We start from the raw sequence: 18585 nt of genomic DNA, 5'->3' as shown, positions 1-18585 counted from the left end.
GGCCTGGTGCCGGTATTTTTTTATACTAAATAAAAGAGCCGTGAGGTATCAGGTGCGAATATTGGCAGTGGCAATCATGGTGTGCTTGCTGAGTGGATGCGGCAGTATTATTAGCCGAACTATCCCAGGGCAAGGGCACGGAAACCAATACTATCCTGGCGTGCAATGGGATGTCCGGGACTCCGCGTGGCGCTACGTCACCATCCTCGACCTGCCATTTTCGCTGGTGTTTGATACCTTGCTGCTCCCGCTCGACATTCACCACGGACCTTACGAGTAGCTATCGCTCATCCCATTCATCGGCCGCGGTCTGACCCTCTTCAGTATCCAGGGGAGGTTCCAACTGGAATTCACCTTCATCCCATTCGTGAAGCGTGTTTTCTTCCTGCCACTCCTGACGGATCTCAATTTCATCATAGTCGCCATCAAAAACGCTTTGGGCCGCTTCACCACTCAGCATTGGCAGGCATTCACCCTCGCCCTCATCCTCATCAGCAAAGAATTCCGCCTGCCACATAATGTCACCATCCTGTAGCACGTATTTTTGTACGCTTAGCTGTTGAACGCTGGCTTCGTCGGGCTCAAGGTCAGGGTTATCAGCCAGAAATTCTTCACGAGCGGCATCAATGGCTTCTTCCAGCGTGGCATACATGGTCATCAGAGTCTCCCTTTGATTTAATGAAGTATTCAGGGAAATAATAGTTGATTCTCCGATATTGCAAGTATGAATGCACAAAAATCATCCCGTGGCCTCAGTGTTCCGGCGACGGCGCAGACTATTCCACGAGTAGAAAGCGTTAAACAGTACGACGCCCGCGGTCACGCAGAAGACGGCGCGAAAACCGTAGTTGGCGGAAATTGCCGCCCCCATTAACGGTCCCGTTACGTTACCGATATCGCGAAATGACTGGTTATAACTGAAAATACGCCCGGCGATCTGATTGGTTGAGTTATAGACCAGCAGCGTTTGTACTGCCGGGAGCAGAGCCCCATCAGCGGCCCCCAATAAAAAGCGCAGAACGGCAAGTTGCCAGGGCGATTGTACAAACGACATTGGAATAAGCAGCAGCACGGAGATGACCAGAGCAACAATCAGGATCTTCTCCGGGCCAATTCGATCACCTAATTTGCCAAGTCGCGGGGCGCTAATTAACGCAGCCACGCCCGGTACGGAAGCAATCATCCCGCTGATAAAGGCGATGTTACTGACGTTGCCAGCCAGCTCTCTAACGTACAGCGTCAGAATTGGCGCGATGGACCCGGTTGCCACCTGGATTATCAGCGTTGTGACAAACAGGCTCAGCACCAGTTTGGGATTTTTTAACGAGGCCACGACTTCGCGAATGTGCAGCATCTCTTTCTTGCTCACCGGTTGGAAACGTTCGCGAATAAAAAATAGCGTCAGGATAAAACAGAGCAGCAGTACGCTGGCGGTGATGAAAAATACCGGGCGTAGTCCGTACTGATCCGCGAGCAGCCCGCCAGCCAACGGTCCAAGCAGTGCGCCGCTGACGCCGCCGGTGGAAAGCGTTCCCAGCGCCCAGCCGCTTTTATTGCGCGGAACCTGGGTGGCGATCAGCGCATTGGCGTTGGGAATGAAACCGCCGAGCAGACCCAACAGAGCGCGCAGGACCAGGAACTGCCAGATATTTTGCGCCAGCCCCATCAGCAGCATCACAATAGCCATACCCAATGCGGAACGCAGCAGCATGATTTTTCGCCCTTTGCGATCGGCAAGGCCACCCCAGAAAGGAGAGGCGATGGCGGAAAAGAGAAAAGTGATGCTGAAGACCAGACCTGACCACATATTCAGGGCGCTATGACCCGTGACGCCGAGACTCTCGACATAGAGGGGCAAAAAGGGCATAACCAGGCTAAATGCTGCACCGGTTAAAAAACAACCCAACCAGGCAACGGTGAGGTTACGTTTCCAGTTTATGGGAGCATCTGAGGGTGACATAGCGTTCCGCAGTGTGGCGCGCTGTTTGCGCTATCGATTGAATATAAGCAAGCAGGCTAATTATGCGCCTGGTAGATAGTGGCTGCAATGCGGATAGCAGTTAAACCTAAAGCGGGCAGGGAAGGTGTTGCAGTCCACAGGACTGCAACCGTGCTTTAGTACAGGGAAGGTGAACCTTCAGGACGCGTCTTGAAACGACGGTGTAGCCACATGTACTGATCTGGGGCCATCATGATGCATTGCTCAACAATCTTATTCATCCACGCAGCCGTAGTCTCCGCGTTGTCTAACGGCGGTGAACACTCCGGAGGCAGCATAATCAATTGATAACCTTTACCGTCAGGTTTGCGGCGGGGAACAAACGGTACCAGGCAGGCATTCGACATGCGTGAAAGCATCCAGGTCCCGGAGGTTGTTGCGGCCTGTTCAACAGCAAAAAGCGGGACAAATACGCTGGCGCGGGGACCGTAGTCATGATCCGGCGCATACCAGACCACTTCGCCTTTTTTCAACGCTTTAATCATTCCTTTCAGGTCTTTACGATCGAGCATTGATTTATTAGAGCGCATACGGCCCCAGGTTTGTAGCCAGTCGAGCAGTGGGTTGTCGTTAGGGCGATATACGCCTATCCCCGGCTCCTGCAAACCAAACTGACGCGCACCCAGTTCAAGGGTCAGAAAGTGCAGACCCACTAACAAAATTCCCCGTTTTTGCGCCTGAACGTCGCGGATATGTTCCATCCCGATAACTTCCGTCCAGCGTGAAATGCGCTTGTCAGACCAAAACCAGGCCATTCCGGTTTCCATCACGCCCATGCCCACGGACTCGAAGTTCTTGATGATCATCTGCTGGCGTTCCTGCTCGCTCATTTGCGGGAAGCACAGTTCCAGATTACGGGAAACAATTTTTGCCCGACGTTTCATCAAACGTAATGCCAGACGACCTAATGCGCAGCCCAACTTGTAAAGAACCGGGTAGGGTAACTGCACGATTAACCAAAGGATGCCAATGCCCAGCCAGGTTAACCAATAACGTGGATGCAGTAACGCAGCCGAAAACTTGGGTAAATTCGTCATGTCTATCCTGTCTTCAAACGACCAATTGCCTGTATTGTCGCATTTTTTCGCGCATATCAAAAATTTGTGACGGGAGAACGGTGATTAAACCAGCAATTGTTGTTGCACTTTTATATTGGAGTAAGAAATGTAGCGTAAAATGTGTGGATGTAAATTGGCGGTGTTTGCTTTATTATGCCGCCGATTTTCATTTTCTCCCTATTTGCAGGATACGTACACCATGCCAGTGTTACACAACCGCATTTCGAACGATGCGCTCAAAGCCAAAATGTTGGCTGAGACCGAGCCGCGCACGACGATCTCATTCTATAAATATTTCGCCATCGCCAATCCTCAGCACACGCGTGATGCGCTGTACCAGATGTTCACTGCATTGAACGTCTTCGGGCGCGTTTATCTTGCCCATGAAGGAATCAATGCGCAAATCAGCGTACCGCAAAGCAACGTCGAGGCATTCCGCCAGCAGCTTTATGCGTTTGATCCCGCATTCGCCGGGTTACGTCTGAATATCGCGCTGGATGATGATGGTAAATCGTTCTGGGTGCTGCGCATGAAAGTGCGTGAACGCATCGTGGCGGATGGTATTGACGATCCGCAATTTGACGCCAGCAACGTAGGTGATTACCTGAAGGCGGCGGAAGTAAACGTCATGCTGGACGATCCTGACGCGGTATTCATTGATATGCGCAACCACTATGAATATGAAGTGGGCCATTTCGAGAATGCGCTGGAAATCCCGGCAGACACGTTCCGCGACCAGTTACCGAAAGCCGTTGAAATGATGCAGGCGCATAAAGATAAAAAAATCGTTATGTATTGCACGGGCGGGATCCGTTGTGAGAAAGCCAGCGCCTGGATGAAACACAACGGATTTAGCAAAGTCTGGCACATAGAGGGTGGTATTATTGAATATGCCCGCAAGGCGCGTGAACAGGGGCTTCCTGTGCGTTTTGTCGGTAAAAACTTCGTTTTTGATGAGCGTATGGGCGAAAGGATTTCTGAAGATGTTATTGCACATTGCCATCAGTGCGGAACGGCGTGCGACAGCCATACTAATTGCAAAAATGATGGCTGCCATCTGTTGTTTATCCAGTGTCCGGCCTGCGCGCAGAAGTATAACGGCTGCTGTAGCGAGTTGTGTAGCGAAGAGAGTAAGTTGCCGGAAGAAAAGCAACGTCGTCTTCGCGCCGGACGTGAAAATGGCAACAAAATCTTTAATAAGTCACGCGGTCGCCTGAATACCAAACTGGGTATTCCGGACCCTGCGCAATAGTCATCATGCCGGATGGCGGCTTTAGCCCCATCCGGCAACTCATACGTTACTTCTGTTGGACGCCTTCCACTGAGATGATCAGATCGACTTCCTGAGACGCCGGGCCGAGATCGGTGGTGATGTTGAAGTCCTTCAGCTTAATTTTACCTTCTGCTTCAAAACCTGCACGCGTGCCACCCCACGGATCGCCGCCCTGACCGATCAGCTTCGCATCCAGCGTAACCGGTTTGGTGACGCCGTTCAGGGTGAGATTACCGGTGATATCCAGGTCGTTCCCCTCTTTCTTCACGCTGGTAGAGCTAAAGGTCGCCTGCGGGAATTTGGCCACGTTAAGGAAATCTGCGCTACGCAGGTGCTTGTCGCGTTCGGCGTGATTGGTATCAACGCTGTTGGTGTTGATGGTGACGTTAACCTTATCGGCTGAGGGATTTTTCTCATCAAAGGTAAAAGTCCCGTCGAAATCTTTAAATGTGCCGTACAGCCAACTGTAACCCAGGTGCTGAATACGGAAATTAACAAAGGCATGCTGTCCTTCTTTGTCAATTTTGTAATCTGCCGCCACGGCTGACCCGGTGGTGAATAACAGAGAGGCGAGTGTAAGTCCCAGCAGGTTTTTTTTCATTTTAAGCTCCATAGTCAGATGACGATTTTCCCAACATGCGATTCAGGGTATCGTCGTTATCGATAAAGTGATGTTTCAGGGCCATCAGTCCGTGCAGAAGCGATAAAACCACCACGGTCCACGCAAGCCACAGGTGCAGACTACCGGCGAGGTCGGCCTGAGCGCCCGCATTGGCAAGGGTGGCAGGAATGTCGAACCAACCAAATACGCTTATCGCTTTGCCATCAGCGGTGGAAATCAAATACCCGCTGATGACAATTGAAAAGAGCAATGTGTATAGCGCGAGGTGACCCAGTGCCGCCGCGATGCGGGTGAAACGGGAATAACTTGCCAGCGCAGGAGGAGGAGGGGAGATCAACCGCCAGACGACGCGGATAACCAGCCCCATCATGAGCACAACGCCGATGCTTTTATGCAGTTCAGGGGCCTGGTGATACCAGCCGTCGTAATAGCTGAGCGTGACCATCCACAATCCCAGCGCAAACATGCCATATACAGCAATCGCAATCAGCCAGTGCAAAGCGGCAGACACCACGCCATAGCGTTGTGGAGTATTATTGAATTGCATAAGTGCACCGTTAGATATTTCAGAAGTGAATGAAAATGGCGCGTAAAAGACATTAATGCAACTAATAAATAACAATAATGGTGATATTTGTTTCTGATTCAATAAAATTGATTGAATTATGAAGTAATCATCAAGGAATTAGTAGGGGGGGATGACATTAAGGCTTGGTTTCTGGGTGTTTAAGGTATTTTTCTTGTTCAGTTAATTGCAATGAAAATTAAGTTAATATCAGTTTATGTCAATTAGTGTCAGCGTTGCGGGTTCAGAAAAACATAATATATATCACATCCATAATTGCCAGCAGCGACCATAAAATAATGTAGAGCATAAGATGCTCGCGAATATTATTAACCAGATAGTGAAAGATGCGGCGCATCAACGTTATTCCTGTCATTAAAAATGGCCTCACCAACGAGGCCATTCATTTATTATCGCTTAAAACGATTTAGCCTGAAGGGCGTCAGGTCAAAGTCAGACGATTTGTCCTGGGCGAAGTCTGCCGCAATCTCTCCGAGGACGGAGGCAAACTTAAAGCCATGTCCGCTCAGCCCGGTGATGATCAGCGTGTTGTCATGCTCTGGCAGAGTATCAATAATAAAGTCTTCATCTGGTGAGTTATCATAGGTGCAGGACGCGCCGTGCAGACAGCAACCCACGCCTGGCAGTATTGTACGCAGGAATGGGAAGGCTTCAGAACCATCGCTGGCTACAGCGGCAAACGGCTTGCGCTCTTCTGCCGAATGAATTACCTGTCCGCCATTGTGCTTACCAATTTTTAGCTCGTCGTTTTCTGCCGGGAAACCGTAGAATTGATCGCCATTTGGTAGCTCTCCGGTGAAGGCAGGGAAGTTATTCTTAACGCTGTAACGCCCATCGGCTTGATACCAGGCGAACACTTTGCGTACCGGTTGTATCGGTAGTTCAGGGACTAATGCCTGTACCCAGGTTCCGGCGCTGATCACCGCTTTTTGCGCGTGATAGTCACCATCGGCGGTTTCTACCGTGACGCCATCATCACTATGACGAATTGCGCTGACCGGGCATTTAAATAGCTGCGCACAGCCTGCTTCTTCCGCCAGACGGATCCAGGTTTTAATCGCTAACTCACTACGTAAAAAACCAGACTCCGCTTCAAACAGACCGATATAGTTTTCAGGTACGCGAATCTCTGGCCAGCGCGCCATAATGGCTGCTGCATCCAGTTGTTCAACATTGAGTTGCCACTGTTTTGCGCTTTGCGCCGCGGTCGCTAAGAAGGTTGAATCTGCCGGACCAAGGTTGATGACACCAGAGCGCACAAAAATCGGTTCTTCATTTTGGGTGGATAATTCATCCCATAATGTTTGCGCACGCAGCACCAGCGGAACATATTTTTCACCTTCGCCATAGGCATGACGAATTAATCGAGTGTCGCCGTGGTGGCTGCCCTGCTGATGCGGTGGCATATGCGCATCGATCATCAGAACCTTCAGACCGGCGCGAGTGGCATAGTATCCGGCTGCGGCGCCCACGGAACCGCTGCCAATTATGATTAAGTCGTATTTCATCCGCTTCTCTCTGCAATCGCGATAGTAGCAGGGTAAATAAGTGACCCGGAATATTCAACCTGGAAATAAGAAAGGCACCGGAAAGGTGCCTTTTGATGGTTGGATGTATCAGATTTAATGTCGCTGATACTCATTTACCTGGTAATCGCCGGATTCAATTTTAGCGATTCCTGCTTCTAATATCGAAATAAATTGCCTGGCAACATCAGTGGTTAACCAGAGCGTTTGACCAACTTCAGTCCCATCCGGGTCTGGACGATTCGGGGTCTGGTAGTGCAAACGCAGCATCAGCGCATCGTAGCTATCAACAGTGCTGATGTCCCATCCTACTAACGGATGAGTCTGAATGACTTCATTATTCTTTTCCATCATGCCCCCTAATTCGTGTTACTAGACAACGGTTTTCGAGGTTCAATGCGTTTTTTCTGAAGCAACTTCAGTATATCAATAAATAAGGGTATTCATTGAAAATTTAAAGAGGTAAGCACATAAAATTTTCGTTTTCAGCGTTATCTGACTAACAAACCGACATGTTATTCATTTTTTTTAAGCATGTTGCACAATTATTTTGGTGTTGTGGTTAAAAGATAGACAGGAATTTATTATTAAAATATCAGTTTGCCAGAAGGAATGAACTATTGATTAAAAGATGGTGTGTATAAAAAAGCCGGGGCGACCCGGCAAACAAACATCACTGCATATCATTATTTATTCATTGATGAACCAGTCATCCGCGCTTTCCCAGGTCTCCTGGAGGATCTCGCTGATGCGTTCTTTATCCTCTTTGGTGGCACCAATAACCGACAGATTGTTTGCGCCGGCATAACGGACGGTAACGTTACCTTCGTTATCCGGAAAATGGTGCTGAATACGGCGGGAGAGTTCACCTGCCAGCGCGTCAATTGCACCAGCAGGTAAAGGTGAAGTTTTGGCAATAGTGACTTCAATACGCATAGTAGCCCCCTGTGGAATATACTGTTTATTTATACAGTTATTCTCACCAGTTGGCTACACTTTTTTTAGCTTTTCACGGACCAGTGTACCGTTTCGCCACCCAGGAAAGGCACCAGCGTATCATCTTGCAGCGCAATGCTCTCCGGGACTTTGTGCTCCACGCGTTCCAGCTCAATAAAGGTTTCATTCACCGGCAAACCGTAGAACTGTGGGCCATTGAGTGAGCAGAAGGCTTCAAAATGGTCCAGTGCATTCATCTCTTCAAACACGGTGGCATAACTGCCCAGTGCGGTCGGCGCATTAAAGCAGCCCGCACAGCCACAGCTTGACTCTTTGCGATGACGCGCATGCGGCGCTGAGTCGGTACCGAGGAAGGCGCGGTTAAACCCGCTGGCGACCAGCTCACGCAGCGCCTGTTGATGGACATTACGTTTGAGGATCGGCAGGCAGTACAGATGAGGGCGAATCCCGCCGACCAGCATGTGGTTGCGGTTAAACATCAGGTGTTGTGGCGTAATGGTCGCCGCCAGAAGGTCGTTGCCGTCGCGCACGTATTCGGCAGCATCTTTAGTCGTGATATGTTCGAACACCACTTTCAGCGCAGTTAAACGCTGACGCAGTGGTTCCATTACCGTCTCAATAAAGCGCGCCTCGCGATCGAAAATATCGATATCCGCATGCGTCACTTCGCCGTGCACCAGCAGAGGCATACCCAATTTTTCCATCCGTTCCAGCACTGGCATGATGGCATCAATAGAGGTTACGCCATGCGTCGAGTTGGTGGTGGCATTGGCCGGATAGAGTTTTGCGGCGGTGAACACGCCTTCGTTGAATCCACGTTCCAGCTCATTGGGATCCAGCGTATCCGTTAAGTAGCAGGTCATTAATGGCGTGAAGTCGTGTCCGGCAGGTACCGCGTCAAGAATTCGCTGGCGGTAAGCGATAGCCGCGTCCACCGTGGTGACGGGCGGAGCCAGGTTCGGCATGACAATGGCGCGGCCATAAACTTCGCTGGTATAGGGCACGACAGTTTTTAACATGTCGCCATCGCGAAAGTGAAGATGCCAGTCGTCTGGGCGGCGGATCTTTAAAACCTGGGATGGTGCAGTCATCAATATGCTCCGGCTGAGGATAGTCTTTTTTGCCGGAAACAAAGGATAAGCGGAAACGTTTTCGTTTGCACGAAAAAAAAGGGCGCATCGGCGCCCTCTGTCATATTAGTCGGTGAACGGGATAATGATTTCTCCCGGTTTCACCTCAATGCCTTTCGCCAGTTTTTTCGCCAGCGCTTCCCCCTGGCTGCTGTCATCCCGCAGAATGTACGCTGGCTGCTGGTTGAAATAGTTGCGCAGCGACTGATTTAAATAAGGCATCAGCGTTTGCAGTACCGACTGCATTTTTTCCGGCGTGACGGTAGCGTCCACGACTTCCATTTCTTGCAGATAAATCGCGCCTTTTTCTTTATTGAAAACCGGTAAGGCTTTTAGCTTCAGCTTCATGGTCGCTTTCTGACTGCCAAACAGGGAGTTCATGTCCAGGTTGGCGTCTCCGGTCAGCGTCACTTTATTGGGTTCTTCACGGCCTATCTGGCTGGCGAGATTGTTCAGTACGATATGTGCTTCAGCGACACCAGGCAGACCGATATCTTTTGAAAAGTTATTATTCTTCGCCAGGGCCTGATTAATCTCTTGCTCGCTAACCGTGTATTGCGTGAGTTGATTACAACCAACCAACAGGCCGCTGACAATTAGTGCAGCGGCAAAAAAAAACTTTTTCATGGGGTTCCTCAACATGATGCTTGTGGTGTAATCGTGACACAAAGCATCATCGAGCACCAGCGCTGCGGGTAACAGCAGAAAAAACTGAAAAATGCGCGTAAACCAGATTGGCTATCAGGCGTCAGGCTCCAGCATACCACGCGTTGGGCGTTTGAGACTGAATTGCCAGCCCAGCGCCAGGAAAGTGATGAAGCCGATAATACCGAGCATCATCCAGGGCAGCTCCGGTTGTGCCAGGGCTTTACCCATGTCAAACAGCCAGCCGCCGCCGATATAACCAATGGCGCCGCCGATGGCGAGTCCCAGTCGACTGAAACCCATATAGCTTCCCCGGGCACGTGCATTCGCCAGCGAGGCGCTCAGGGTTTCACGCGCCGGTTCGGCGATGATTGAGCCAATATAGAACGTGCAAATCAGGGTGAACAACTGCTGCAAATTCCCGACCAGGCCGATGGGCATCATGCTTAAAGACATCACCAGCAGACCGGCCATCAGGCGATGCTCAAGGCGAAAGCGTTTTTCACTCCAGCGGGCAATCGGGTAGAGCAACGTTAAAGAGAGGCACGCCTCGATGGCATACATCCATTTCACAGCGGCCGGTGAGCCAGCGATGTCGTTTACCATTATTGGCAGCATCAGCATCACTTGCACCGCCAGCATGTAATAGCCCGCCAGCGTCAGCACATAAGTGACAAACCGCTTGTCATGCATCACATGGCTCATTCCTTCGCGCACCGGAATTTTCACCGTCGACAGCTTCCATGCCGGAAGTAGCCAGGCGTTAAACGCCGCGCACAGAACGAACAAAATTGCGCCAGTGGCACACACCAGACGGAAATCGTATTGCAATAACCAACTGCCGAGCAACGCGCCAACCACGGCCCCGGCGCTATCCTGCATCATCAGAATAGAGAAAAAACGCCCGCGCTTTTCCGGACGGATCAGTTTGACCACCAGCGCCGAGCGGGGAGGGTCGAACAACGTGCCGCCCAGCCCGGAAAGAAAGCAGGAAAACCATAGCAGCCACGGTTCATGGGCAATGCCCATGGTGGCGAATCCGGCAGCGCGCATCAGCATGCCGGTGACGATCATCGGTTTTGCCCCGAAACGGTCAGCAATAGCACCGCCGAAGATACCTAAACCTTGCTGGATAAATTGACGTAATCCAAGCGCGATACCGACCATCACGGCAGCCCAGCCCATTTGATCGACGAAACGAATTGAGATCAGCGGGAAAACGACGAAGAAACCCAGCACGACCAGCATGTTATCGATAAGAAGGAAGTATTTACCCAGGTTCCTTGCCTGCGAGACTTGCGACATTTCCCCTCCAGGGAAAAACTCGTCACTCTGGATAGAGTTTAAAAGATAAGCACCTCCTATTCTGCGGTGTCGTCATCGCTTTTCCCACCCTTCGCGGGACAATATTTTTTTATCAAAAGTCCGTCTTGATAGAGAGTTTTCATCAAAATGTGTGAATAATTCAAAAAATGGCATTTTGCTCTTTTCACAGGGCGTATTTGCGCAGGTATAGTAATGCGAATAGCGTATTGAAGACGTTACGGGAAGGAGTAGGTATAGAATGTTTGGCTATCGCAGTAACGTGCCAAAAGTGCGCTTAACCACGGACCGCCTGGTCGTGCGTTTAGTGCATGAGCGTGATGCCTGGCGTCTGGCAGATTATTACGCAGAAAATCGTCATTTCTTAAAACCCTGGGAGCCTATTCGCGATGAAAGCCACTGTTATCCGTCAGGCTGGCAGGCGCGTCTGAGCATGATCTCTGAGTTTCATAAACAGGGCACCGCTTATTACTTTGCGCTGCTCGATCCGGAAGAAAAAGAGATTATTGGCGTCGCGAACTTCTCGAACGTCGTGCGGGGATCTTTCCACGCCTGTTATCTCGGTTACTCCATTGCGCAGAAGTGGCAGGGGCAGGGGCTGATGTATGAAGCCTTAACCTCGGCCATCCGCTATATGCAGCGCACGCAGCATATTCACCGCATTATGGCTAACTACATGCCACATAATAAACGCAGCGGTGACCTGCTGGCGCGACTGGGTTTTGAAAAAGAAGGGTATGCCAAAGACTACCTGCTGATTGACGGGCAGTGGCGCGATCACGTGCTGACGGCGTTGACCACATCAGAATGGACCCCCGGCCGCTAAGTTTCAGATGCAGCCATGATTAATGGAGAAGACGATGAAATACGAATTAACCGCCACTGAAGCACGGGTGATTGGCTGTTTATTAGAAAAACAAGTGACTACGCCTGAACAGTATCCGCTCTCCGTTAACGGAGTCGTAACCGCCTGCAATCAAAAAACGAATCGTGAACCCGTGATGAACCTGTCGGAATCCGACGTGCAGGATCAGCTTGATAACCTGGTGAAACGGCATTTCCTGCGTACGGTGAGTGGCTTTGGTAATCGCGTCACGAAATATGAGCAGCGTTTCTGCAACTCTGAGTTTGGTAATCTTAAGCTCAGCGCGGGGGAAGTCGCGCTCATTACCACGCTGTTGCTGCGCGGCGCTCAAACACCAGGTGAGCTACGTAGCCGCGCTTCCCGGATGTACGAATTCAGCGACATGGCCGAAGTAGAGTCGACACTGGAGAAACTGGCAACCCGGGAAGATGGTCCTTATGTCGTTCGCCTGGCGCGTGAGCCGGGCAAACGTGAAAGCCGTTATATGCACCTGTTTTGCGGTGACGTTGATGAAGCGATGACAACGGTAGATGAACTTCCGGCAGCTTCGGGCGATCTACAGGCGCGCGTTGAAGCGCTGGAAACAGACGTCGCGGAGCTTAAGCAACGGCTTGATTCCTTGCTGGCGCACCTGGGAGACTGATGTGAATAAATTACGTATCGGCGTTGTCGGGCTCGGCGGGATTGCGCAAAAGGCCTGGCTGCCCGTGCTGGGCGCTAGTGCAGACTGGACGCTGGAAGGGGCATTTTCACCTTCGCGGGAAAAAGCGCAGCGTATCTGTGATACCTGGCGGATACCCTACGTTGATTCACTGGTTAATCTGGCGCAAACCTGCGATGCGGTTTTCGTCCATTCCAGTACCGCAACGCACTATGCGGTGGTCAGCGAACTGCTGAATGCCGGGGTTCACGTGTGCGTGGATAAACCGCTGGCGGAAAACCTGCGCGAGGCTGAACAATTGGTGGAGCTGGCCGAGCGGAAAAAGCTGACGCTGATGGTGGGGTTTAACCGTCGATTTGCGCCGCTGTATCAGGATCTCAAATCCCAGTTGGGCAATGCGGCGTCCGTACGCATGGATAAGCACCGGACGGACAGCGTCGGGCCGCACGATCTGCGCTTCACTTTGCTGGACGACTATCTGCACGTTGTCGATACCGCATTGTGGCTGGCGGGAGAGAAAGCGCAGTTAAATAACGGTACGCTGTTAACCAATGACTCCGGCGCGATGCTCTATGCGGAGCACCATTTTTCTGCCGGGCAAATGCAGGTAACGACCAGTATGCATCGCCGCGCCGGTAGCCAGCGCGAGAGCGTGCAGGCGGTGACGGATGGTGGCCTGATTGACGTTACGGATATGCGGGAATGGCGGGAAGAGCGCGGGCAAGGTGTGGTGCACAAGCCGGTAGCAGGCTGGCAAACTACCCTGGAGCAGCGTGGTTTTGCCGGATGCGCACGTCATTTCATTGAGTGCGTGCAAAATCAGACGGTTCCCCAGACGGCAGGTGAGCAGGCGCTCCTGGCCCAGCGCGTTGTCGAAAAGCTGTGGCGGGAGGCAATGGCTGAATAACCCCCTGTAACATCTGGCGGTAGTAATTCATTGTAATCCAGGTACTATATGCCAACTCAAAAATAACACCTCTTTTCAACCATAGGCTGGTTTATCGGCCTGATAAGACGCTACGGCGTCGCCATCAGGCACAGCAAAAGTGCCGGATGGCGGCGATCATGCCTTATCCGACCTACGGGCAGGTTTGTCGGGGTTTTGCCTCAGAGTCTGGAATACAACATAGATGAATTTATTAAAGTCGCTGGCAGCCGTCAGCTCGATGACGATGTTTTCACGTGTGCTGGGTTTTGCGCGTGATGCGATTGTCGCCAGAATTTTTGGCGCAGGGATGGCGACTGATGCCTTTTTTGTGGCGTTCAAACTTCCTAACCTGCTGCGCCGAATCTTTGCTGAGGGCGCTTTTTCGCAGGCGTTTGTGCCTATTCTTGCCGAATATAAAAGTAAGCAGGGTGAGGATGCGACCCGCGTCTTTGTCTCTTACGTTTCCGGGCTGTTGACTCTGGCGCTGGCCGTCGTGACGGTCGCTGGGATGCTGGCTGCCCCGTGGGTGATTTTAGTCACCGCGCCTGGGTTTGCCGACACCGCGGACAAATTTGCGCTGACCACTCAACTGCTACGGATCACCTTTCCGTATATTCTGCTGATCTCGCTGGCTTCGCTGGTGGGTGCGATCCTGAATACCTGGAATCGCTTTTCCATTCCGGCGTTTGCGCCGACCTTTCTGAATATCAGCATGATCGGTTTCGCGCTGTTTGCTGCGCCTTATTTTCACCCTCCGGTGCTGGCGCTGGCGTGGGCCGTTACCGTTGGCGGTGTGCTACAGCTGATTTATCAGCTTCCGCACCTGAAGAAAATTGGCATGCTGGTGCTGCCGCGCGTGAACTTCCGTGATGCGGGGGCGATGCGCGTCGTCAAGCAAATGGGCCCGGCGATCCTTGGGGTATCTGTCAGCCAGATTTCACTGATCATCAATACGATTTTCGCTTCATTTCTGGCCTCTGGCTCAGTGTCATGGATGTATTATGCTGACCGTCTGATGGAGTTTCCGTCTGGCGTACTTGGCGTCGCGTTGGGGACTATCCTGCTGCCCTCGCTGTCCAAAAGTTTTTCCAGCGGTAATCATGATGAGTATTGCCGTCTGATGGACTGGGGCCTGCGTTTGTGTTTTCTGTTGGCATTACCGAGCGCCGTGGCTTTGGGGATTCTGGCCAAACCGCTGACGGTTTCTCTGTTCCAGTACGGTAAATTTACCGCCTTTGACGCAGCGATGACGCAGCGCGCGCTGGTGGCATATTCGGTAGGTTTGATTGGCTTGATCGTGGTGAAAGTGTTGGCCCCTGGTTTTTATTCGCGCCAGGATATTAAAACGCCAGTCAAGATTGCCATTGTCACGCTGATTATGACCCAGGTAATGAACCTGGCGTTTATTGGGCCGCTGAAACATGCCGGGCTGTCGCTGTCGATTGGTCTGGCGGCGTGTCTGAACGCTTCACTGCTGTACTGGCAACTGCGTAAACAGAAAATTTTTACCCCACAACCGGGTTGGGCCTGGTTCCTGGCGCGACTGGTGATTTCTGTGCTGGTGATGTCGGCGGCGCTGGTTGGGATGCTCTACATCATGCCGGACTGGTCGCAGGGAACGATGTTATGGCGTCTGCTGCGTCTGATGGCCGTTGTGGTGGCAGGTATTGCTGCTTACTTCGCTGCGCTCGCGGTGCTGGGCTTTAAAGTGAAAGAGTTTGTGCGCCGGACGGCGTAACCGATTAATGCCGGATGGCGGCATGACGCCGTATCCGGCCTACAAAACGCGTAGGCCTGATAAGCAAAACGTTATCAGGCTAGCATCAGATAGAGAATTTTTTCCCGCCGCGGTGCGCAGCAGAGGTTTGACCGTTTGCGCCATACAGCGCCGGTTCCTGGTGCGGTTTCAGCACTTGAATCGCTTGTTGATTGCGCTCGATCTGCCCTTCCAGCAGCCAACCGTTGTGCTGGTTGAGTTCGCGTAGGTCCTGTGTTTTCCGGGTAATGGTCTGCCAACGCTCGGCAATTTCATCATTGGCGCTGCGCGTGGCGTCATGCTCCAGACGGCGCTGCTGCTCCAGATAATCAAGGGTTGCCAGCAAAGAGCTTTTTTCTTCTGTAATACGCTGTAGCTGGCTGCCGTTAATATATCCTGCGGAAAGCTGCTGCTGTTCAGCATCCATTACCGTTTTCAGGTCATTGAGGACGGTCGTCATCTGGTCAAGTATTTCTGACAAACGAGTCATACTTTATTTACTCTGTAAGTAGCTCTGCGCCTCGCGGATCAGCGAGTCGGCAATTTTTCCGGTGTCCATTTTCAGCTCGCCATTACGGATTGCGGTTTTGAGTGCTTCCACGCGTTCCATATTGATGTCATTGGTGCCGGGCTGCATCAGTTTGGCCTGGGCGTCGCTCAGCATGACGCTGGTGCTGGTGGTGGCGGTGGTTTTTTCCTTCCGCGTTTTTTGTACCGGCGCATCGCTGGTTTCACGTGGCTGAACGGTACTTACTGGCTTCAATGGTGAGGTACGATCAATGCTCATTTTGTTTATCCTCATCGAGGGGTTACGCTATAGCGGCCCGCTGTAATCATTGGTTGTTTATCTATCGGCACACGCTAAAAAATCTTTAACCTATTATAGGTTAATAAGAATATTCCCATCAGAATCGACGACACCGCTCACCACCTGGCCTGAAATCATCCGTACTCGGGCATTCTGGGCGACGGCGGCATTGTTCAGCGCTTTACCTTCGGCATTCACCCGAAAGCCATCTCCGTTGGCGATAACCAGGACGCGCTGACCGGCCTTGATTCGCCATGCCTGGCGCAACATGGAAAGCTGTATCGGCTGACCAGGCACCAGATCGCGCAGGCTTACGGCATCCTGCACCTGATTCATATCCAGCACGGCGCGCGGAGGGAGTTGGTCCAGTCGACCTCGTTTTAGCGTTACGCTGGCCGAAGTCAGGGCGCTGCCCCGAGCTACGGGCGCGGCGGCAACAACGTAGTTTCCCGTGGCCTGTACGTTTACCTGCAGATAACGTTTCTCGTTGGCGCAGCGCGCCAGCACGTTCACATTACCCCACAATTTTGCACTCCCGGACACGCTTAATGCTGGTTGTTCGCAGCTCGGCAATAAGTTTGGCGACGTTCGGATAGTAACGACGACCTCATCGCTAAATCCGGCCAGTCGCTGGGAAAACCATGCCGTCAGCTGTGAATTCAGGTCTTGCGCCAGCGTCATAGGACTGAACAGCAGTGCTGCCACGACGACTCCACGTTTAAACGTTTGCATCAAAACCTCGCGCTTTTTCAGGTAGTGACAGGATTCTACCTGTGTGACGCAGTCATCAACGCAACAAATAGCGACGCATTTTGCGTTTATTCCGGCGATAACGCGCGCGTAATGGGATTTAAGCTGTCGGCTGAATTTTGTCATTTGCGGAGGAGATATGCTCGATAAGCTCGACGCCGCCTTACGTTTTCAACAGGAAGCGCTGAATTTGCGCGCCCAACGCCAGGAAGTATTGGCGGCCAACATAGCCAATGCCGACACGCCGGGGTATCAGGCGCGCGACCTGGATTTCGCCAGTGAATTAAAAAAAGTCATGGTGCGAGGACGGGAAGAAACCGGCGGTGTCTCGTTGACGCTGACCTCTGCACAACACATTCCGGCCCAGACCGTTTCCGCTCCTTCTACGGAACTGCTCTACCGCATTCCTGATCAGCCGTCTCTCGATGGCAACACGGTAGATATGGACCGGGAGCGTACGCAATTTGCAGACAACAGCCTCAAGTATCAAATGGGGCTGACCGCGTTGGGTGGACAAATCAAAGGCATGATGAACGTGCTGCAAGGAGGGAACTAATTCGTGGCGCTGTTAAATATTTTTGATATCGCAGGCTCTGCGCTGACGGCTCAGTCTAAGCGCCTGAACGTGGCGGCCAGCAACATGGCGAATGCGGATAGCGTCACCGGACCTGACGGTCAGCCCTATCGCGCGAAGCAGGTTGTTTTTCAGGTTGATGCCGCGCCAGGCGCGGCAACCGGTGGCGTAAAAGTCGCTGACGTCATTGAAAGCCAGGCACCGGATAAGCTGGTTTATGAACCCGGTAATCCGCTGGCCGATGCGAATGGTTACGTAAAAATGCCGAATGTGGACGTCGTCGGCGAAATGGTCAACACCATGTCAGCCTCGCGTAGCTACCAGGCAAACGTCGAAGTGCTCAATACGGTGAAAAGCTTGATGCTCAAAACGCTGACGCTAGGCCAGTAAAAGGAGGCGCACATGTCTATTGCTGTAAAAATGAATGACCCGAGCACGACGGGTGTGAATGACGCAACAGGGAAGAGTTCACTGACGGGCAGCAACGCCGCGGACCTGCAAAGCAGCTTCCTTACGCTGCTGGTTGCACAGCTGAAAAACCAGGATCCAACCAACCCGCTGCAAAACAACGAACTGACCACCCAGTTGGCGCAAATCAGTACCGTGAGCGGAATTGAGAAACTGAACACCACGCTGGGATCGATCTCCGGGCAGATCGACAACAGTCAGTCGCTGCAGGCCAGTACGCTGATTGGCCACGGTGTCATGATCCCAGGTACCACCATCCTGACCGGTAAAGGTACGGAAGAGGGCGCAAAAACCACCACTACGCCGTTTGGCGTTGAACTGCAGCAACCGGCAGATAAGGTTACCGCAACCATTACCGATAAAGACGGCAAGGTGGTACGCACCATTGATATTGGTGGGTTGAAAGCGGGCGTTCATACCTTTACCTGGGACGGCACCATGACCGATGGCACGGATGCGCCAAGCGGTTCTTACAACGTGTCAATTGCTGCCAGTAATGGCGGAACACAACTGGTGGCTCAGCCGCTTCAGTTTGCGCTGGTGCAGGGCGTTATTCGCAGTAACGGCGGTAATACGCTGGATCTGGGCACCTATGGAACCACCACCCTCGACGAAGTACGGCAGATCATTTAAGCCTTCACACTTATCAGGAGTAA

Annotated in this window: 24 protein-coding genes; 9 read left to right on the top strand and 15 right to left on the bottom strand. The window is 52.0% G+C overall.

What is annotated here, in order from left to right; genetic code table 11:
* Positions 1-52: 52 nt before the first annotated feature.
* Complete coding sequence (locus HV352_RS14675; protein ID WP_016152609.1) at positions 53-280, top strand: YceK/YidQ family lipoprotein; 228 nt, start codon at positions 53-55, stop codon at positions 278-280.
* Here HV352_RS14675 and HV352_RS14670 read toward each other — a convergent pair whose 3' ends face one another.
* From HV352_RS14670 to HV352_RS14660, 3 genes are all read right to left on the bottom strand, one after another.
* Positions 281-658 (bottom strand): MysB family protein, encoded by a 378-nt coding sequence (locus tag HV352_RS14670; RefSeq protein WP_016152610.1) that lies wholly within the window; start codon positions 656-658, stop codon positions 281-283. It lies immediately after the preceding gene.
* 81 nt (positions 659-739) lie between these two features.
* On the bottom strand, positions 740-1960 hold the full coding sequence (gene mdtG / locus HV352_RS14665) for a multidrug efflux MFS transporter MdtG (protein WP_016156180.1): 1221 nt from the start codon (positions 1958-1960) through the stop codon (positions 740-742).
* A 155-nt stretch (positions 1961-2115) separates the two neighbouring features.
* Positions 2116-3036: a Kdo(2)-lipid IV(A) acyltransferase gene (locus tag HV352_RS14660; RefSeq protein WP_019076458.1), complete on the bottom strand. Its 921-nt coding sequence runs from the start codon at positions 3034-3036 to the stop codon at positions 2116-2118.
* A gap of 220 nt (positions 3037-3256) precedes the next feature.
* On the opposite strand from HV352_RS14660, the gene HV352_RS14655 reads away from it, so the two are divergent.
* Positions 3257-4309, top strand: a complete 1053-nt coding sequence (locus HV352_RS14655; RefSeq protein WP_181634834.1) for a rhodanese-related sulfurtransferase — start codon at positions 3257-3259, stop codon at positions 4307-4309.
* 46 nt (positions 4310-4355) lie between these two features.
* On the opposite strand, the gene HV352_RS14650 is transcribed toward HV352_RS14655, so the two are convergent.
* The 9 genes from HV352_RS14650 to mdtH all read right to left on the bottom strand — a co-directional run bounded on the left by HV352_RS14650 (position 4356) and on the right by mdtH (position 11101).
* Positions 4356-4931 carry a YceI family protein gene (locus HV352_RS14650; protein WP_101699918.1) on the bottom strand — a complete coding sequence of 192 codons (576 nt, stop codon included), beginning with the start codon at positions 4929-4931 and terminating at the stop codon, positions 4356-4358.
* Between the two features lies 1 nt (position 4932).
* Entirely contained in the window at positions 4933-5499 is a 567-nt protein-coding gene (locus HV352_RS14645; RefSeq protein ID WP_016152615.1) for a cytochrome b, read from the bottom strand.
* A gap of 262 nt (positions 5500-5761) precedes the next feature.
* The gene (locus HV352_RS14640; RefSeq protein ID WP_003036148.1) at positions 5762-5875 is read right to left on the bottom strand and encodes a YceO family protein; all 114 of its coding nucleotides are present in this window, start codon (positions 5873-5875) and stop codon (positions 5762-5764) included.
* 52 nt (positions 5876-5927) lie between these two features.
* Entirely contained in the window at positions 5928-7046 is a 1119-nt protein-coding gene (gene solA / locus HV352_RS14635) for an N-methyl-L-tryptophan oxidase (RefSeq protein WP_047359339.1), read from the bottom strand.
* A gap of 114 nt (positions 7047-7160) precedes the next feature.
* On the bottom strand, positions 7161-7415 hold the full coding sequence (gene bssS / locus HV352_RS14630) for a biofilm formation regulator BssS (RefSeq protein WP_003036154.1): 255 nt from the start codon (positions 7413-7415) through the stop codon (positions 7161-7163).
* A 339-nt stretch (positions 7416-7754) separates the two neighbouring features.
* On the bottom strand, positions 7755-8000 hold the full coding sequence (dinI, locus tag HV352_RS14625; protein WP_003036157.1) for a DNA damage-inducible protein I: 246 nt from the start codon (positions 7998-8000) through the stop codon (positions 7755-7757).
* Positions 8001-8065: 65 nt separating this feature from the next.
* Positions 8066-9112 carry a dihydroorotase gene (gene pyrC, locus HV352_RS14620; RefSeq protein WP_047359338.1) on the bottom strand — a complete coding sequence of 349 codons (1047 nt, stop codon included), beginning with the start codon at positions 9110-9112 and terminating at the stop codon, positions 8066-8068.
* A gap of 105 nt (positions 9113-9217) precedes the next feature.
* Positions 9218-9778, bottom strand: coding sequence for a lipoprotein (locus HV352_RS14615; protein ID WP_016152618.1), 561 nt, complete (start codon positions 9776-9778; stop codon positions 9218-9220).
* Between the two features lie 114 nt (positions 9779-9892).
* On the bottom strand, positions 9893-11101 hold the full coding sequence (gene mdtH / locus HV352_RS14610) for a multidrug efflux MFS transporter MdtH (protein ID WP_016156184.1): 1209 nt from the start codon (positions 11099-11101) through the stop codon (positions 9893-9895).
* Between the two features lie 259 nt (positions 11102-11360).
* Between mdtH and rimJ the strand changes: the two genes are divergently transcribed.
* From rimJ to murJ, 4 genes are all read left to right on the top strand, one after another.
* Positions 11361-11945, top strand: coding sequence for a ribosomal protein S5-alanine N-acetyltransferase (rimJ, locus tag HV352_RS14605; RefSeq protein WP_006685101.1), 585 nt, complete (start codon positions 11361-11363; stop codon positions 11943-11945).
* A 34-nt stretch (positions 11946-11979) separates the two neighbouring features.
* Positions 11980-12627 (top strand): YceH family protein, encoded by a 648-nt coding sequence (locus HV352_RS14600; protein ID WP_049040969.1) that lies wholly within the window; start codon positions 11980-11982, stop codon positions 12625-12627.
* A gap of 1 nt (position 12628) precedes the next feature.
* Positions 12629-13552 (top strand): Gfo/Idh/MocA family oxidoreductase, encoded by a 924-nt coding sequence (locus tag HV352_RS14595; RefSeq protein ID WP_047415318.1) that lies wholly within the window; start codon positions 12629-12631, stop codon positions 13550-13552.
* A 223-nt stretch (positions 13553-13775) separates the two neighbouring features.
* Positions 13776-15311 (top strand): murein biosynthesis integral membrane protein MurJ, encoded by a 1536-nt coding sequence (murJ, locus tag HV352_RS14590; RefSeq protein ID WP_016152622.1) that lies wholly within the window; start codon positions 13776-13778, stop codon positions 15309-15311.
* Positions 15312-15396: 85 nt separating this feature from the next.
* On the opposite strand, the gene flgN is transcribed toward murJ, so the two are convergent.
* The 3 genes from flgN to flgA form a co-directional block, all read right to left on the bottom strand.
* On the bottom strand, positions 15397-15819 hold the full coding sequence (gene flgN / locus HV352_RS14585) for a flagella biosynthesis chaperone FlgN (protein ID WP_016152623.1): 423 nt from the start codon (positions 15817-15819) through the stop codon (positions 15397-15399).
* A 3-nt stretch (positions 15820-15822) separates the two neighbouring features.
* Positions 15823-16116 (bottom strand): flagellar biosynthesis anti-sigma factor FlgM, encoded by a 294-nt coding sequence (gene flgM, locus HV352_RS14580; protein WP_016152624.1) that lies wholly within the window; start codon positions 16114-16116, stop codon positions 15823-15825.
* Between the two features lie 93 nt (positions 16117-16209).
* Complete coding sequence (gene flgA / locus HV352_RS14575) at positions 16210-16869, bottom strand: flagellar basal body P-ring formation chaperone FlgA (protein WP_016156187.1); 660 nt, start codon at positions 16867-16869, stop codon at positions 16210-16212.
* Positions 16870-17026: 157 nt separating this feature from the next.
* Between flgA and flgB the strand changes: the two genes are divergently transcribed.
* Genes flgB through flgD form a run of 3 tightly spaced genes read left to right on the top strand, consistent with a single transcriptional unit; the run spans position 17027 to position 18562 of the window.
* Entirely contained in the window at positions 17027-17443 is a 417-nt protein-coding gene (flgB, locus tag HV352_RS14570) for a flagellar basal body rod protein FlgB (RefSeq protein ID WP_016152626.1), read from the top strand.
* A gap of 3 nt (positions 17444-17446) precedes the next feature.
* Complete coding sequence (flgC, locus tag HV352_RS14565; protein ID WP_006685091.1) at positions 17447-17851, top strand: flagellar basal body rod protein FlgC; 405 nt, start codon at positions 17447-17449, stop codon at positions 17849-17851.
* A 12-nt stretch (positions 17852-17863) separates the two neighbouring features.
* Entirely contained in the window at positions 17864-18562 is a 699-nt protein-coding gene (gene flgD / locus HV352_RS14560) for a flagellar hook assembly protein FlgD (RefSeq protein WP_016152627.1), read from the top strand.
* Positions 18563-18585 lie beyond the last annotated feature (23 nt).

The organism is Citrobacter sp. RHBSTW-01044 (assembly GCF_013781945.1).
Lineage (GTDB): Bacteria > Pseudomonadota > Gammaproteobacteria > Enterobacterales > Enterobacteriaceae > Citrobacter > Citrobacter braakii.
Note: the sequence above shows the minus strand (reverse complement) of the source record. Positions and strands in the feature narration are given on the sequence as shown.

Excerpts from the sequence above, each read along its gene's own strand:
- murJ (WP_016152622.1), top strand. The coding sequence starts at position 13,776 with ATGAATTTATTAAAGTCGCTGGCAGCCGTCAGCTCGATGACGATGTTT.
- HV352_RS14615 (WP_016152618.1), bottom strand. The coding sequence starts at position 9,778 with ATGAAAAAGTTTTTTTTTGCCGCTGCACTAATTGTCAGCGGCCTGTTG.
- flgA (WP_016156187.1), bottom strand. The coding sequence starts at position 16,869 with ATGCAAACGTTTAAACGTGGAGTCGTCGTGGCAGCACTGCTGTTCAGT.
- HV352_RS14640 (WP_003036148.1), bottom strand. The coding sequence starts at position 5,875 with ATGCGCCGCATCTTTCACTATCTGGTTAATAATATTCGCGAGCATCTT.
- mdtG (WP_016156180.1), bottom strand. The coding sequence starts at position 1,960 with ATGTCACCCTCAGATGCTCCCATAAACTGGAAACGTAACCTCACCGTT.
- flgM (WP_016152624.1), bottom strand. The coding sequence starts at position 16,116 with ATGAGCATTGATCGTACCTCACCATTGAAGCCAGTAAGTACCGTTCAG.
- dinI (WP_003036157.1), bottom strand. The coding sequence starts at position 8,000 with ATGCGTATTGAAGTCACTATTGCCAAAACTTCACCTTTACCTGCTGGT.
- flgD (WP_016152627.1), top strand. The coding sequence starts at position 17,864 with ATGTCTATTGCTGTAAAAATGAATGACCCGAGCACGACGGGTGTGAAT.
- pyrC (WP_047359338.1), bottom strand. The coding sequence starts at position 9,112 with ATGACTGCACCATCCCAGGTTTTAAAGATCCGCCGCCCAGACGACTGG.
- rimJ (WP_006685101.1), top strand. The coding sequence starts at position 11,361 with ATGTTTGGCTATCGCAGTAACGTGCCAAAAGTGCGCTTAACCACGGAC.
- mdtH (WP_016156184.1), bottom strand. The coding sequence starts at position 11,101 with ATGTCGCAAGTCTCGCAGGCAAGGAACCTGGGTAAATACTTCCTTCTT.
- flgB (WP_016152626.1), top strand. The coding sequence starts at position 17,027 with ATGCTCGATAAGCTCGACGCCGCCTTACGTTTTCAACAGGAAGCGCTG.
- HV352_RS14600 (WP_049040969.1), top strand. The coding sequence starts at position 11,980 with ATGAAATACGAATTAACCGCCACTGAAGCACGGGTGATTGGCTGTTTA.
- bssS (WP_003036154.1), bottom strand. The coding sequence starts at position 7,415 with ATGGAAAAGAATAATGAAGTCATTCAGACTCATCCGTTAGTAGGATGG.
- HV352_RS14670 (WP_016152610.1), bottom strand. The coding sequence starts at position 658 with ATGACCATGTATGCCACGCTGGAAGAAGCCATTGATGCCGCTCGTGAA.
- flgN (WP_016152623.1), bottom strand. The coding sequence starts at position 15,819 with ATGACTCGTTTGTCAGAAATACTTGACCAGATGACGACCGTCCTCAAT.
- HV352_RS14645 (WP_016152615.1), bottom strand. The coding sequence starts at position 5,499 with ATGCAATTCAATAATACTCCACAACGCTATGGCGTGGTGTCTGCCGCT.
- HV352_RS14655 (WP_181634834.1), top strand. The coding sequence starts at position 3,257 with ATGCCAGTGTTACACAACCGCATTTCGAACGATGCGCTCAAAGCCAAA.
- solA (WP_047359339.1), bottom strand. The coding sequence starts at position 7,046 with ATGAAATACGACTTAATCATAATTGGCAGCGGTTCCGTGGGCGCCGCA.
- HV352_RS14650 (WP_101699918.1), bottom strand. The coding sequence starts at position 4,931 with ATGAAAAAAAACCTGCTGGGACTTACACTCGCCTCTCTGTTATTCACC.
- HV352_RS14660 (WP_019076458.1), bottom strand. The coding sequence starts at position 3,036 with ATGACGAATTTACCCAAGTTTTCGGCTGCGTTACTGCATCCACGTTAT.